General features: G+C 62.2%; 8 protein-coding genes. 3 read left to right on the forward strand and 5 right to left on the reverse strand.

The genetic code is table 11. From position 1 onward, the window contains the following. Positions 1-50: 50 nt before the first annotated feature. The gene (locus ACQQ92_RS04880; protein WP_152067326.1) at positions 51-1,517 is read right to left on the reverse strand and encodes an ATP-binding protein; all 1,467 of its coding nucleotides are present in this window, start codon (positions 1,515-1,517) and stop codon (positions 51-53) included. Between the two features lie 576 nt (positions 1,518-2,093). Here ACQQ92_RS04880 and ACQQ92_RS04885 point away from each other — a divergent pair. Further along, on the forward strand, positions 2,094-5,138 hold the full coding sequence (locus tag ACQQ92_RS04885) for an insulinase family protein (RefSeq protein ID WP_427795931.1): 3,045 nt from the start codon (positions 2,094-2,096) through the stop codon (positions 5,136-5,138). A gap of 389 nt (positions 5,139-5,527) precedes the next feature. Continuing rightward, positions 5,528-6,124, forward strand: a complete 597-nt coding sequence (locus tag ACQQ92_RS04890; protein ID WP_427795932.1) for a 5-formyltetrahydrofolate cyclo-ligase — start codon at positions 5,528-5,530, stop codon at positions 6,122-6,124. 85 nt (positions 6,125-6,209) lie between these two features. Here the strand turns inward: ACQQ92_RS04890 and metA are convergent, their stop codons facing one another. After that, positions 6,210-7,136: a homoserine O-acetyltransferase MetA gene (metA, locus tag ACQQ92_RS04895; RefSeq protein WP_427795933.1), complete on the reverse strand. Its 927-nt coding sequence runs from the start codon at positions 7,134-7,136 to the stop codon at positions 6,210-6,212. A gap of 211 nt (positions 7,137-7,347) precedes the next feature. Here metA and ACQQ92_RS04900 point away from each other — a divergent pair, with 211 nt between their 5' ends. Continuing rightward, positions 7,348-8,325 carry an L-lactate dehydrogenase gene (locus tag ACQQ92_RS04900; RefSeq protein ID WP_427795934.1) on the forward strand — a complete coding sequence of 326 codons (978 nt, stop codon included), beginning with the start codon at positions 7,348-7,350 and terminating at the stop codon, positions 8,323-8,325. A gap of 382 nt (positions 8,326-8,707) precedes the next feature. Here the strand turns inward: ACQQ92_RS04900 and ACQQ92_RS04905 are convergent, their stop codons facing one another. The 3 genes from ACQQ92_RS04905 to ACQQ92_RS04915 form a co-directional block, all read right to left on the reverse strand. Then, positions 8,708-9,676: an SIS domain-containing protein gene (locus tag ACQQ92_RS04905; protein WP_427747838.1), complete on the reverse strand. Its 969-nt coding sequence runs from the start codon at positions 9,674-9,676 to the stop codon at positions 8,708-8,710. Between the two features lie 144 nt (positions 9,677-9,820). Beyond that, on the reverse strand, positions 9,821-10,576 hold the full coding sequence (locus ACQQ92_RS04910) for a GntR family transcriptional regulator (RefSeq protein WP_427728462.1): 756 nt from the start codon (positions 10,574-10,576) through the stop codon (positions 9,821-9,823). Positions 10,577-10,578: 2 nt separating this feature from the next. Further along, positions 10,579-12,561 carry a RecQ family ATP-dependent DNA helicase gene (locus ACQQ92_RS04915; protein ID WP_427795935.1) on the reverse strand — a complete coding sequence of 661 codons (1,983 nt, stop codon included), beginning with the start codon at positions 12,559-12,561 and terminating at the stop codon, positions 10,579-10,581. Positions 12,562-12,741 lie beyond the last annotated feature (180 nt).

A 12,741-nucleotide genomic window follows, 5' to 3' on the forward strand; every position in this document is an offset into this window, starting at 1 on the left:
CGGGCGCCAATCGAGAGTCGATTATTGGGTCACCTCGTCCGCTGGCGCATTTATTCCGCACGCTCCGACAGTCGATACTTGCGGTTGCGACTCGTCGCCGGCGCTGTAGGCTCAAGCTCGCCTTGAGCAATGAGTGTGTTGACGCGCGACCTAACCTGGGAAATTGTGAGCCCTGTGTGCTCCGCCAACTCGCGCGTACCCAGCTCACCGCAACGCTTAAGTGCCGCCACAATTAAGTCACCGCCGTGGTCGACCGGCTCGACCTTTGAGCGATAGAGAACCACTTTGAACCGATCGAATCCCGGGCAGAACAGGGGCTCGGCCAAACCATGAGCACACATGGCGTCGATCATCATCGGAATGCCCGAGCCATTGCCCTCAGCCGGCGAACCTGCGCCATCCGGCAGCGGAACAATCGACATGAGTTTCATGAGCGTCGCGTTGCGGCACCGGGAGCTGCCGTCAAACAAGTTCTCGCGAGTCTTTCCTCCGTATAGGCCGCCGGGGTTCGTCACTTCGATACGGTCATCAAAGACGTCAACAGCGACCGACTGCCCACAGAACCGATCTCCGTATTCTCGGTGGATTACGGCGTTGGCGATTGCCTCGCGCAGGACCTCCTCGGGAATCTCCAGCGAGTCGACACGCGAGACGCCTTGGATCGTCGAGGTTCGCCGCAAATTCTTGGCGACTGCCGCGACGGCATCCGAGATCATTTCGCCCAACGTTCCCTCGCAGATCGTACGGTCCATGAACCTCAACGACCCCGCCGCGCCCTTCTGCGTTCCGGCATAGACCGCCACATCGATAAAGAGCTTAGGATAGAACTGCTGAGGATAGGCACCCGCAGCCAGGAGCCCGGCCTTAGTAACTTTGCCCTGGGAGTCGAGGAAATTCAGGCGCTCCAGCTTCGTTTTCTTGTCCGGCGCGCCGCGCATTGCCCGAGGTGTCAGCGAGAAAGCACGCTCTATCGTGCGATCGACCAGTGCCTCGTCAAGATCGCCTGCAACCGCGCCGGGCACTGCATCGCGATCGCTAGGACTCGTCCGCTCGTATGACGACAGTGCCAAAACCTCGGTCGATGAAAGTGGCACGTCTTTGTCATCAATGCGCTTGTAGCTGCCGCCCTGGGCGCCGCGTTCTATTACATAGCAGGGCTTGCTCGACGGGTCGAGCTCCTCAATCGTGATAACGAGAACCACGGTGCCCCGAAGCTCCACGCGCTCAATAGTGTATTTGGGCGGATTGGCCAGTTTTCCGCGACCGCCGGCATCACCCATGCCTGCGACAAATTGGTTGAGCACCTTCTCGGTCTCAAAGTCCTCAACCGGGACAAAGCCCGCGCGCTCGCTCACGCCGAGCACGATAATTCCGCCGGCGGTATTCGCGAATGCGCTAACCGTTTCCCATACGTCGCGAGAAAGCGTCGTGGCGCTCTCTTTGACCTCGACGCTAAGATCGTCCGAGCCCATGCGCCTTAAAGACTCGAGCAGACCGATCAGTTCGTTCTCGTTCATCTGCACGTCCTTTCGCTCGGTCCGGCGGAGAATGCCGCGAATAGATTTCCTTCGTCTCTCAGTTATCTCTCGTAATTATCTCTTGTCTCTCTGTTATCTCTCGTATTAGAGATGAGTGAAAGATGAGAGATAAGATATCTACCATCTGTTTCATTTAAACATGTTTTTGCTGGTAGAACAATCAGTATTGAGACAATACCGTGATTTCTTGTCTCTTTGCTGCTCAGTTATCTCTCATATTCATCTCTCGTCTTTCTGTTATCTCTCGTATTAGTGACGAATGAGAGATGAGAGATGAGAGATGCGCGGGCGGCGGATGAGCGTGGATTTTGGACGGTCGGGAAATGAGGGTGGATATTTGGACGGTTTTTGGACGTTTTGAGGCTGATTCCGTCCGAAAATCCACTCTCATTCGATAGGCGTCCAAGTTTCCACGCTCGCGCGGCGGGCACGCGGGGCCTTTGTCCAATCCGCCGACATCGTCTCCAGTTCGCCGCAGAGCCGCAGCCCCATATGGGTATACTCACGAGGATTCGACTCGATTCGCCCCCGCTGGGGCGTCAAAGGAGACTGCATATGCCCACCACCTCAACCGACCCGCGCGCCGCTGCCGCCGCGCTGCTGGTGCCCGGCACCACCTGTCACGGCTTTGCCGTCGAGCGCTGCGAGACCGTGCCCGAGCTCGACTCGGACGCCTACGTGCTGCGCCACACCGCCTCGGGCGCCCGCCTGCTGTACCTGGCGTGCGACGACGAAAACAAGGCTTTTGCCATTGGCTTTAAGACGCCGCCGGCCGATTCCACCGGCGTGTTCCATATCCTCGAGCACTCGGTGCTGTGCGGATCGGCCAAGTTTCCCGTCAAGGAGCCGTTTGTCGACCTGATCAAGAGCTCCATGCAGACGTTCCTCAACGCCATGACCTACCCCGACAAGACCATCTACCCCGTTGCCACCACCAACGAGCAGGATCTGTACAACCTGATGGACGTGTACCTGGACGCGGTGTTCAACCCGGCCATCTATACCAAGCCCACCATTTTTGAGCAGGAGGGCTGGCACTACGAGCTGGACCTGCCGAAGGGCGCCGAGGGCGAGGGCAACGGCAGCTCCGCGAGCCTGCGCGAGGGAACCCTACACTATAACGGCGTGGTTTTCAATGAGATGAAGGGCGCGTTGTCCGACCCCATGAGCGTGCTGGACGACGCCGTCAACGCCGCGCTTTATCCCGACACCGCCTATGCGCACGAGAGCGGCGGCGACCCGCGCGCGATCCCTGCGCTCACCTACGAGCAGTTCCTGGACACGCACGCGCGCCACTACAATCCTTCCAACTCCTACATCACGCTCTACGGCGACCTGGACGTGGACCGCGCGCTGGCGTTTTTGGACGAGCGCTATCTGTCGCAGCCGAGTGCCGCGAGCCGCCGCATGGACGCTGCCGTTGCAGCCGGCGAGGACCCGTCCACGCTGGCGCCCAATCCGCTGGTCGTGCAGGCGCCCGTGACCTGCGAGTACAAGCGCGTCGAGATGGCCACCACACCCGAGAACGCCCTGGTGGGCCTGGGTCTTGTGCTGGGCAGCGCGCTCGACCGCAAGCGCACGATCGCGGCGGACATCCTGTTCGAGGCACTGCTGGGTTCCAACGAGGCGCCGGTTAAGAAGGCCATTCTTGCCGCCGGCCTGGGCGGCAACGTGGTGAGCTACACCGCGGCCGAGAGCCTGCAGCCCTACGAGCTCATCATGCTGCAAAACGCGCAGCCCGGCGTGGCGCGTGAGCTGCGCCGCGTGTTCCAGGACGCCTGCCGCGACCTGTGCGAGCACGGCGTTCCGCGCGAGCGCCTGGAGGCCATCATCAGCAGCAACGAATACGACCTGCGCCAGCGCGACTACGGTATCGCCGACGGCGTGGCCATTGCGTGCGACGCGCTGAGCACCTGGCTCTACGATGACGACGCCGCGACGCTGGCGCTCAAGTACGGCCCGGTGTACGAGGAGCTGCGCGGCGAGCTGGACGGCAGCTACTTTGAGGACCTGCTGCGCGAGCTGGTGCTGGAGAATGACCACATGGCGCTGGTCGAGCTGGTGCCGGTGGATGCCGCCGAGGGTGCGGAGAGTGCCGAGGCTGCCGAGCTGGCAGCCAAGCGCGATACCATGACCGATGCCGAGCTGGCCGATGTGGTCGAGCGCACGGCTGCGCTGCGCGCCGCGCAGGAGGCGGATGACGCGCCCGAGGCCAAGGCCACGCTGCCACGCCTGCGCGTGTCCGACATTGGCGAGGCGCGCCCCGAGCCGCCGCTGGTCGTGGACACGACCGCGCCCATCCCCTGCCTGCGCCACGGCATCCCCACCAACCGCTTGGCCTACGCCATGCAGTATTTCGACCTGAGCTGCGTCGCGTTTGAGGACCTGCCCTATGTGACCCTGCTCTGCCGCCTGCTCAAGCAGTTGCCCACGAGCGAGCACTCGGCCGAGGAGCTCGACAACCTTATCGCCGGCAAGCTGGGCTTTTTGAGCTTTACGACCGAGGTCATGACCCAGCCCGACGTGGACGGCGTGCGCCCCTACCTGCTGGTGAGCGCCGGCGCCCTGTCCGAAAAGATCGATGCGCTGGCGAGCCTGCCGCGCGAGGTGTGGTCGAGCACGCTGTTGCTTGATGCCGACGCCGACCGCGTGCGCGACGTGCTCACGCAGATTCGCATTGGGCTTGAGCAGGGCTTCATTAACAACGGTCACTCGGCGGCGCTCGGTCGCGCGATGAGCTACAGTTCGCCTTCGGCCGTGGTGCGCGAGCAGCTTTCGGGCGTGGACTTCTACCTGTTCCTGCGCGATCTGCTCGACCACTTTGATGAGCGCCTGGACGACCTGCGCGCCAAGCTTGCCGAGCTGGCAGGCCGCATCTTTGTGTCCGATGGCTGTCTGGCGAGCTTTACCGGCAGCGATGAGGACTTTGACGCGTACTGGGCCGCCGCGGGCGACCTGGGGTTGGGCGCGGGCGACGGTGCTGTTGCCGGCCGCGACGCGCTCGTGGTGCCGACGCCGTGCGACCGCCACGAGGCTTTCGTCATCCCCAGCGACATCTGCTTTGCGGCAAGCGCGTGCGACCCGCGTCGCCTGGGCATTGACGTGACGGGCGCCTGGGCGGTTGCCGCCAACGCGCTCTCCTACGACTACCTGTGGAACGAGATCCGCGTGAAGGGCGGGGCGTACGGCTGCGGATTCCGCGCGGCAGGTGAGCGTCAGGCGGCGTTCTACACCTACCGCGACCCGGCAATCGACCCCTCGATTGAGCGCGTGGCGCGCGCAGGCGAATGGCTCGGCGGTTTTGAGCCCGACGAGGCAGCCTTTGAGGGCTTTATCGTGAGCTGCGTGAGCGGCATGGATGCGCCGGTGAAGCCGTACGCGCTCACCAAACGCCGCAACACGACCTACCTGGCCGGACTCGATCCACATGCACGCGAGGAGCGCCGCGCCCAGATGCTCGCCGCCACGCCCGGTGAGCTGCGCTCGCTCGGCGCCGACGTGACGCGCATCGCAGCCGTCTCGCCCACCTGCGTCTTTGGCGGCCGAGACGTCATCGCCAAGAGCAACGCCGGCTTCAACGTCATCGACCTGCTGGGCTAACGCACAGCAAAGGTAGATTTTTGGGACATGCCTGAAAATCTACCTTTTCTTTTGCCGATGCTTGGGCGGGGCAGCTCAGCCCGTCACACCAGTTTGTCTAAATCTGTAACATCCAGGCGGGAATATTGGCTCCAGATGTTACAAATCGAGACGTTTTCGGATGACGCCGGCCCTTTGTCTAAATCTGTAACATCTAGGCCCGATTTTGCCGAGTTACTGTTACAGATCGAGACACACCGCCGCGAACACCCACTCTTCGTCAAAACCCACGAAGGTGTCCATGAACTGCTCCCCTTGCGATGGTTTGCGTGGTGGTTTCGTCATTTGACCAGATAAAACCTACCAAAATAAACCTGTCCCTTTTTGGTAGGTTTGAGAGAGGGGCCGGGATGGATAAGGCCGAGTTGCGGCGGGCGGTAATTGCCCGGCGCGATGCTCTAGATTTGGATATGCGGGCGGCAAAGTCTGCTGCTGTATGCGCGCGGCTCGTTGAGTTGCTGGGCGGCTCGGGTCCCGTGGCCCCGCGCACCGTTGCCGTCTATGCCGCCATGGGCTCCGAGGCAGATCCTGCCGCGTTTGCCGCAGCGGCCGCAAAACACGGCTGGCGCGTGGCCTATCCGTGCATGTTCTCGGCAGCTGACACCGTGGCTTGTGGCCAGCGCATGTACATGCGGGCAGTTGCTGCCGGCGATGCGTCCGAGGCCCCGTTTATCGCCCACCCTACGCGGGCCTTCGCAGCCACGGACGTCGACAGCAGCCGTTTTCCTATCGTGCCTGCCGAGGCGCTCGATATGATCGTCGTGCCGCTCGTAGCCTTCGACCACACCGGCGCGCGCCTGGGCTACGGCGGCGGCTGCTACGACCGCTACCTGCCCACGATCTCGCCCGCATGCCAAATCATCGGCATCGCCTTTGACGAGCAGCGTGTCGACCACGTTCCCACCGACACCCACGACCTGCCGCTACCCCACATCATCAGCGCCTAACCGCCGTTGTATCGCACCCGCAAGATGGGCATCCGAAAATCCACGCTCGTCACGCCGCAGCCACAACCGCAACCGCGGCCGTAGCCTAGTGCTCCTCGCCGGCGCGGGCCAGGTCGTAGGGCGTGGTCTGGTAGACGTAGTAGTTGAGCCAGTTGGTGTAGAGCAGCTGGGCCTGGCTGCGCCAGACGTTGCGCGGCTCGGCGGTGGGGTCGTCACCTGGGAAGTAATGCGCCGGCACCTGGGGGTTGAGCCCGCGCTTCACGTCGCGCTCGTACTCCAGGCGTAGCGTGTCGGTATCGTACTCGGGATGGCCAAAGACAAAGAAGCGGCGGCTGTCGGTCGACTTGACGATGTACAGGCCCACCTCGTCTGATACGGCCACGACCTCAAGCTGCGGCTCGGCCTCCACGTCCTCGCGGCGCACATCGGTATTGCGTGAGTGCACGGCATAGAAGCGGTCGTCAAAGCCGCGGACCAGCGGGCTTTGCGGCTTCACCAGATAATGCTCAAACACGCCGCTCGCCTTGGCCGGCAGGTCGCACTTCTGGATACCGTAATGATGGTAGAGCCCTGCCTGTGCACCCCAGCAAATATGCAGCGTAGAGTGCACGTGCGTGGTGGACCAATCCATGATCTGGCAGAGCTCGGGCCAGTAGTCGACCTCCTCGAACGGCATCTGCTCCACCGGCGCGCCCGTGATGATCAGGCCGTCGTAGTGGATATCGCGGATGTCGTCGAACGTACGGTAGAACGTCTCCAGGTGGCCGGCACACACGTGCGTGGCCTCGTGCGTCTTGGTGCGTAGCAGGTCCACCTCTACCTGCAGCGGCGTGTTGGAGAGCTTGCGCATGATCTGCGTCTCGGTGGCGATCTTGGTTGGCATGAGGTTGAGGATGAGCACGCGCAGCGGACGGATGTCCTGGTGCAGCGCGCGGTACTCGGTCATGACAAAGATGTTCTCGCTCTCGAGCTGCGCGGCGGCAGGGAGGGCGTCGGGGATGCGAATGGGCATGGATGCTCCTTACGAGTCAGTTGCAGCTATGGTACAACGAGCGGCCCCATCCGCGCGAGTGCATCGCCCCGAGACACCGTCAGCGGCCCAAATCACTCCAAAAGTAGAGATTAAGGCATGTCCCAAAAATCTACGGCGCTTTAGCCTAGCAAAGTGGCAGCAGGACGCTACAATGGTTCGATGCGAAAAACTCGGCCGAAAGGATACGTATATGTACCAGACGCGTAAGATCGGTGTGGTCGGCCAGGGCCACGTAGGAGCACATGTCGCCAACAGCCTGCTCATGCAGGGCATTGCCGATGAGCTGTACCTCTGCGATATCAACGAAGCAAAGGTGACGTCCGAGGTCCAGGACCTGCGCGACTCCCTTTCGTTTGTTCCGTACAACACCAAGATCGTCAACTGCTACGACCACTACGAGGAGCTGGCCTGCTGCGACGTCATCGTCAACGCCGCCGGCAAGGTCGCACTGGCCGCCGGCAACCGCGACGGCGAGCTGTTCTTTACCACCGACGCCGCCCGCACCTTTGCCAAGCGCATCGTCGATGCCGGCTTCGACGGCATCTTCGTGAGCATCTCCAACCCCTGCGACGTCGTGTGCACTGAGCTGTGGCATCTGACCGGCTACGATCCCAAGAAGATCATCGGCTCGGGCTGTGGCCTGGACTCTGCCCGCCTGCGCACCGAGATCTCCAAGAAGGTCGGGGTGAGCCCCAAGTCCATCGACGCCTACATGATCGGCGAGCATGGCTTTAGCCAGCTGGCCGCCTTTAAGGCCGCAACCATCGCCGGCAAGAGCCTCAACGAGCTTCAGGCCGAGAACCCCGACAAGTACGCCTTCGACCACATGGAGGTCGAGGAGCTCGCACGCAAGGGCGGCTATGTGACCTACGCCGGCAAGCAGTGCACCGAGTACGCCGTTGCCAACTCCGCCGCGCGCGTCTGCGCCGCCGTGCTGCACAACGAGCACGCCGTGCTTTCGGCCTCTACGCTTATGACCGGCCAGTATGGCGAGGAGGGCATCTTTACCTCCCTGCCGTGCGTGATCGGCGCCGAGGGCGTCGAGGAGGTCTACATGCTCGACCTTTCCGAGCACGAGCTCGAGGGCTTCCACAAGAGCTGTCAGCATATCCGCGACAACATCGCCCAGCTCGACTGGTGGGACGCCGAGGCCTACGACGCCAGGTAGTCCGCCGGTTGATGCGACAACTCACTCATACGGACACAATGTAAAGCGGGCCGCGCCGGAAACCCACCGGCGCAGCCCGTTTTTTGACTCACGCGACACGCTTGCAGATTTAGGTCTAATACTTTTCCCGAAAAGTGAACGAGCAAAAACGAGCCCCCGAAGCATCGGCACTTTGTGGAGACCATTTCCTGCAGTTCCATTAAGATTTTCCTGCTGTTTTGGCGTCAAAAAATGTCGATGCTTCGGGGGTTCAAAATAGGTCGTTCACTTCTCGGAAAAAGTATTTGACTTCGTTTTTCGACAAACAGAAAGGGGCGCCGTAACGCAAACGGAGCCCGCGCTTGGCGAAGGACCCGTCATGAAAAATCGCGTTCCCCGTTACCTAGTACCGCTCGACGCCCATGTAGCGGCGAACCTCGGGACTGTGGTCAAATACCTTGCCGCGGGCGGCGCGCAGCTCACAGCTCATCGCATAGAAGAAGATCGGCTCCAGGTACGAACGCACGCTGGCGGGCACCTCGCCCACGCCGTACTCAAGCGCATCGAGCACCATGACTGTATCGGTGTGCGTGTTGAGAAATGCCAGTGCGCGCTCCTCCATGGGGCGACACTCGCCAGCGCCAAGCTGCACAAAGTAGAACACGCCGGGCTCGGTAGCCTCGAAGGGACCGTGGAAATACTCGCCGGAGTGGATGTAGCAGCAGTGCTGCCACTGCATCTCCATGAGCGAGCAGATGGCCATGGCGTAGGTCTGGCTAAAGTTGGGGCCGGAGCCCAGGATATAGAAGAACTTGTGCTGCTGGCAGAGCTCGGCAAAGCGATCGCCCAGCTCGGCGTTGACCTTCTCGCGGGCAGCGGGCAGCAGTGCGTCCATCTGCTTAAGGCCGGCGTACATGTCGGCGAGCGCCTCGTAGCCCTCCTGCTGGTCGAGCAGCTCGGCGGCGATCAGAGCGCCGATGCCCTGCGGAACTTCGGCCTGCGACTCGCCCTTGCCCCACGGGTAAACCCAGGTGGTCCACTTGCCGTTATCGATCTTGGAGCCCGCGTAGTCAGTCATAGTCACGACCTCGGCACCGGCGGCCAGCGCCATCTCGCAGCCGTCGACGACCTCTTGCGTGTTACCGCTGTGGCTACAGGCGATGACGAGTGACTTCGGCCCTAGGCTCTTGGGGGCCATAAGGCAAAACTCGCGCGCCGTGTAGACCGTCGAGGTAAACGTGGTTGCCTCGCGCTTGAGCAGCTCATTAGCCGGCATAAGGTCAATCATCGAACCGCCGCAGGCGATCCAAAAGACATTCTCGATCTTACCCTTGCGCTCGATAATTTCCTGAACCAGATCGTGTGCGTTCACGGTGACGTTCCTCCCTGTGTGGCGGCTTTGAGCGACGAAAGCTCGTACCTGCGGTCGTTCTATGTTGTCCTATTTATAACACGCAAGCTGTCGCAGGTGAATTCATTTCACCAAACTTGTTCTGTATTGTTCTATCTATGGACGTTAGATGTCGAACACGTAGCGCGAGCCCACGATCTTTTGGCGCCCGAGCAGCAAGGGCCGCTCGTCCGCATCGGTAAAGTACGCCTCCATATAAAAGAGCGGCTCGCCGACCGGCACCTCCAACAGCGGGGCCGTCTGGGCATCAGCGAGCGCGATCTCCACGGTACAGGGATCGGACTTGAGCGGTGCGCGGCCCGAATGCACGGCAACGATCGCAAAAATCGAATTGTCGGCGAGGTCCTCGTCGGCAAGCTGCTGCAGATAGGGATGGTCGGCCAGCACAAAGGCGTTGTTCTCGAGCATGACGGGCACGCCATCGGCCGTGCGCACGCGCTCGACCACGATGAGCTCGCAGCCGGGTTCCACGCCAAAAAACGCCGCGTCCTCTCGCGTCGCCGCAACCACCGTGCGCGATACCAGGCGCGCTCCGGCCGCCATGTCGTTGGCAGCGCAGGCCTCGGTAAAACTCTGGACGTCGCCTTTCTGGACAATCTTGCGCTTGAGCTTGGGCGCACACACAAACGTGCCCCTCCCCTGCTGACGGTTGAGATATCCCGCGCGCGACAACTCCTCAATGGCGCGACGCACGGTAATGCGCCCCACGCCGTAGGACTTCGCGAGCTCCATCTCGGAAGGAATGCGCGAGCCGGCAGCGTACACGCCGCGCGCGATCTCGCCCTTTAGGTCGTCCATAACCTGCTGGTACAGCGGCACGGCGGACACGTCAGTACGGTCGGTCTTGCTATCGGCTGCCATCGTTACGCTCCATCCCGTGCATGCTCGGATTCAAACTCTTCAATCGCCGCCATAAACTGCTCGCCAAAGGCGTCGGCTTTTTTCTCGCCAATGCCGTTGACCCGGATAAGCTCGTCGCGCGTCTGAGGGCGCAGGCGGCACAGACCGCGCAGGGCCTTATCGGAGAAGACCATGTACGGCGCCATCTCCAGCTCGATCGAAATCTCCTTGCGGAGTGCCCGCAAGCGCTCGAACAGCTCGGCATCGTCGCCCACGCGCGGGCGCTGATCCAGCTCGGCCTCCTCGCGCAGCAGATCCACCGCACGGCGGGCGCGGGCCGAGGCCTTGCGCTTGGATGCACGACGCTTAACGGTAAAGGCAAACGCCTCGTCCTCGACCTCGCCGGCACGCGGGCCCAGCCCCACGACCGGGTACTGTCCCTGTGAGGTTGCCAAATAACCGCGGCCGCACAGCTGCCCGATAATGTCCTTGATGCGCCCGACCGATTCGCTCGACAGCTCACCGTAGCCGCGGTCCTCGTCCAGATGCATCTGGCGAATGCGCTCGGTGTTACCGCCGTGGAGCACGTCGGCGATCAGCGACTTGCCAAAACGCATGGGACGCGTAGCCACATAGCGCACGGCGGCACGGGCCATATCGGTGACGTCCTCGACCTCGAACTGCGTGAGGCAGTTGCTGCAGTTGCCGCAGCCCTCGGCGTCGTCCGTGGCGGCACCGCTAGCACCGGCTGCGGCGGTATGCTCGGCCGCAGCCTCGTCGCCAAAGTAGCGCAGTATGTATTCGCGCAGGCAGCCGGTGGTATTGCAGTAGCCCTCCATCTGGCTGAGCAGACGGTATCGATTCTGGAGCGCCCACGCGCGTTGCTCGTCATCGAGCGCCTCGTCGGCAACATCGCCGCGATCGATCAAAAAGCGACGCATACGAAAATCATTGCCGTTCCACAGCAAATGGCAGCTGGCTGGGTCGCCATCGCGGCCGGCGCGGCCCGCCTCCTGGTAGTACGCCTCGATGCTCTCGGGCACGTTGTTGTGAATCACGTAACGCACGTTGGGCTTGTCGATACCCATGCCAAAGGCGTTGGTGGCAACCATTACCTGGATATCGTCGTCGATAAAGGCGCGCTGGCTTTGCCGGCGGGCGTCGTTGCCCATGCCGGCATGGTAGCGGCCAACGCGAATGCCGCTGGAGCCCAGCGCCTCGGCAAGCTCGCTTGCCAGCGCATCGACGGTCTTGCGAGTCGAGCAATACACGATGCCGCTTTCGCTCGAATGTGCGATCACATAGTCGCGCACCCACGCGGCCTTGGCCTTGTCGCCCATCTCCTCGCAGCCAAAGTAGAGGTTCTTGCGATCGAAGCCCGTCACCACCGTCGCGGGGTTTTGCAGGCCGAGCATCTGCTGAATGTCCGCACGCACGCGCTCGGTCGCCGTAGCGGTAAAGGCCGCCACGATGGGGCGCTGCGGCAGGGAATCGATGAACTCGCGAATCTGCAGGTAGGCGGGACGGAAATCCTGGCCCCACTGGCTTACGCAGTGGGCCTCGTCAATGGCCACGAGCGGCACGCCAATGCCGGCGGCGGCCGCGGCCTCCCGCGCAAAAGCTAAAAAGCGCGGCTCGAGCAGACGCTCGGGCGCCACGTACATAAGCTGGTAGCGGCCCTCGCGCGCCCGCTTGAGCACGGTGTTTTGCTGGGCCGGAGTAAGACTGGAGTTGAGATAGCTGGGTCGCGCACCCGCCGCGAGCAATGCACGGGTCTGATCCTCCATAAGCGACAGCAGCGGACTCACCACAAAGGTGATACCGGGCAGCATGAGCGCGGGCACCTGGTAGCAAATGGACTTGCCGGCCCCCGTGGGCATAACGCCCAGCGCATCGCGGCCGGCAAGGATCGCATCGACCATGCGGTCCTGCCCCGGGCGAAACGAGGTGTAGCCAAAATAGGCGCCGAGCGTATCGAGCGCCATCTGCTGCATGCTATCGGTCATGGTTTCCTAACGTCCAAGTCATCTGCCGCCGATTATACGCCGCCACGCGGACCGATGCCGCACGGCCGCCGGCCACGGGCAATGTAATCCGATGGGAACGAGCGTGGATAATCTCCCGCTTTGAACCCGTACGAGGCCAAAAACGGAAGATTATCCACGCTCATTTTTTGGTGAAGGGCA

The sequence above is a fragment of the Collinsella sp. SGI.241 genome (assembly GCF_050312955.1).
In the GTDB taxonomy this organism is placed as follows: Bacteria; Actinomycetota; Coriobacteriia; order Coriobacteriales; family Coriobacteriaceae; genus Collinsella.

Coding starts and splice junctions, on each gene's coding strand:
- ACQQ92_RS04915 (WP_427795935.1), bottom strand. CDS start 12,561: ATGACCGATAGCATGCAGCAGATGGCGCTCGATACGCTCGGCGCCTAT.
- ACQQ92_RS04885 (WP_427795931.1), top strand. CDS start 2,094: ATGCCCACCACCTCAACCGACCCGCGCGCCGCTGCCGCCGCGCTGCTG.
- ACQQ92_RS04910 (WP_427728462.1), bottom strand. CDS start 10,576: ATGGCAGCCGATAGCAAGACCGACCGTACTGACGTGTCCGCCGTGCCG.
- ACQQ92_RS04900 (WP_427795934.1), top strand. CDS start 7,348: ATGTACCAGACGCGTAAGATCGGTGTGGTCGGCCAGGGCCACGTAGGA.
- ACQQ92_RS04880 (WP_152067326.1), bottom strand. CDS start 1,517: ATGAACGAGAACGAACTGATCGGTCTGCTCGAGTCTTTAAGGCGCATG.
- metA (WP_427795933.1), bottom strand. CDS start 7,136: ATGCCCATTCGCATCCCCGACGCCCTCCCTGCCGCCGCGCAGCTCGAG.
- ACQQ92_RS04890 (WP_427795932.1), top strand. CDS start 5,528: ATGGATAAGGCCGAGTTGCGGCGGGCGGTAATTGCCCGGCGCGATGCT.